The sequence below is a fragment of the Leisingera sp. F5 genome, from assembly GCF_001593695.1.
In genome coordinates this window covers 1-2176 of sequence record NZ_LUKH01000536.1, presented here as the reverse complement: position 1 = coordinate 2176, position 2176 = coordinate 1, and the positions used below count along the sequence as shown (strand labels likewise).

The 2176-nt window shown below is 60.3% G+C and carries 1 protein-coding gene and 1 pseudogene; both read left to right on the top strand.

Annotated features, from left to right (window positions below):
* Positions 1-1440: pseudogene (locus A2I95_RS32915) on the top strand (transposase); the annotation flags it as partial.
* 279 nt (positions 1441-1719) lie between these two features.
* A partial coding sequence (locus tag A2I95_RS32910) for a PAS domain-containing protein (RefSeq protein WP_291736595.1) occupies positions 1720-2176 on the top strand: 457 nt, incomplete at its 3' end.

Below are 2176 nucleotides of genomic sequence, written 5' to 3'. Positions count from 1 at the left end.
AACACTGTTTCCGGAACGACTTGAAGACTGGATCCGCAAGGATCATCCGGTCCGTGCGGCCGGTCTCTTTATCAAGGACCTCGATTTGGCCGCGCCGGGTTTCAGCCGCCCCCTCCAGCACGAACCCGGCGGCCGGGGTCTCATCCGGCTGCGCTGCTCAAGCTATTCATCTACGGCTGTCTGAACTGCATCCCCTCCAGCCGCCGCCTTGAGCGGGAGGCCGGGCGCAACGTCGAAGTGATGCGGCTGACCGGGTGCCTTGCGGCTGACCGCAAGGCCATCGCCGGCTTCCGCCGCGAGTTCGAAGGACCAGGAAGCGATCCCGGGGATCGTTTCCCCTGAGGACGGTTCTGCAATCCGCCGGAGCTGCGCTCGTTTCGTGGAACTGTGCCGCCGTGCCGGCGCCCTGAAAGGTGCCTGCGCCGCCATCGGCGGGAGCAGGTTCAAGACGTCAGCAACCGGGGCCGGAACATTATCAAGCGCAAGATTGAAAGCCGATTGGCCCATCTCGAGGCTGATGCCGAACGCTGCATCGGCGAGATGGTTCGCATTGACCGGCAAGACGCCGGAGACGCCAGGGCGGAGAGGCTCGCCCATCCCGGCAAACGCCGTGGGCGGCTCCTCCAGGAGATCGAATGCCTGAAGGCAATGGGGGAGGCTCTGGCGGAGACACCCGATGGGCAAATTTCCCTGACCGGCCCGGACGCGCGCGCCATGGCGATCAGCGCGCGGCAGCGGCCATGCAGGCTGCAGCATCCAAAGCGCAGTGGAAACCGGCACCCGTCTGATTGTGGCGCACGAGGCAACCAGCCAGGGGTTCGGCCGCGATCAGCCGGCTCCCATGACCAAGGCGGCGAAGACAGCGCTTGGGCGAAAGGATCTGCACGCCGCCGCAGACAAGGGGTGCTTCAGCAGCGCCGGGATACTAGCCTGCCACACGGTTGGAAACACCACGGCCGTTCCGCGTCCTGAAGCTTCTGGCAACCGCTCGAAGGGCATGTTCGTAAAGGCGGGTTTCGCCTGCGGCGCGTCCAAAGATGTCTATCACTGCCCCGCCAGTCAGGTGCTGAGCTATCGTTATACGCGAGAGGAAAACGGGTGGCCCATCCGGCGCTACTGGACCGGGCGGTGCGGGCACTGCCCAATCAAGCGCCGCGGCACAACCGGCGAGGAACGCATGATCTCCCGTTGGGAACACGCGCCTCTGATTGATCAGATGCTGCCTCGCCTCGGCGGTGCGCATGATCCAATGAAGCCACGCCGCAGCACCGTCGAATATTCCTTTGGCACAATCAAGGCCTGGATGGGAATGGCGCACTTCCTGACGCGGCGGTTCAAATGCGTCCGAACAGAGATGGCATTGAACGTTCTTGCCTGCAACATGAAGAGAATGATCGCTCTGACCGGTGTTGCGGGCTGATGAAAGCGATCCCATCCTGAAGGGGCAGTTCAATCTCCCGGATCTTTCGCCAGATCATTGTCGTGGCAGCTCAGGAGCGAGGTCAACGGGGCTGCCGAGGAGGAGTTTCCAAAGAGCCTTGGCTGATCTCTTTCAGACTCTTCCGAATAACGAAAACCCCGGCCTTGCGCTGTTTTTTCATTCCAGGAAATTATTTTTCCAGTAAACTCTTCTTTAACTCTTCCAGCGCAATCCTTCCGCAAACGCAGCTTTGCGGCTGTTTCACCGATTTTTGCGCCACGCTCCGGGGAGAGGTCAGAATGGACAAAGAGGCTTTAACGGTTTTCAACAGCATTTTCAGTTCCGGCAGCGCCTTTGTGTACCGCTGTGCCAATGACGAGAATTTCACGATGAAGTTCATGGCCGGGCAGATTGAAAAGCTCTGCGGCTGCCCCAAATCGGACATTCTAGGAAATGCAAAGGTGTCCTATGTCAGCTTGACTCACACAGAGGACATCGACCGTGTCTTTGCCGATGTGGATGCCGCAATAGAAGCGCGGCAGAACTGGGACGTCGCCTACCGGCTGAGCCGGCCGGACGGCTCAGCCGCCTGGGTACGCGAGCGCGGCAATGCGGTTTATGATGACAATGGCGAAATGGTTTACCTTGAGGGGTTGGTCGTGGATGCCTCGGCTGAGGTCAACCTGCGCAGGGAACTCGAAGAGACTTTGCAGAAGACCGAAGCAGACAATGCCGAAATCCTCAAGCTGGCAGAGA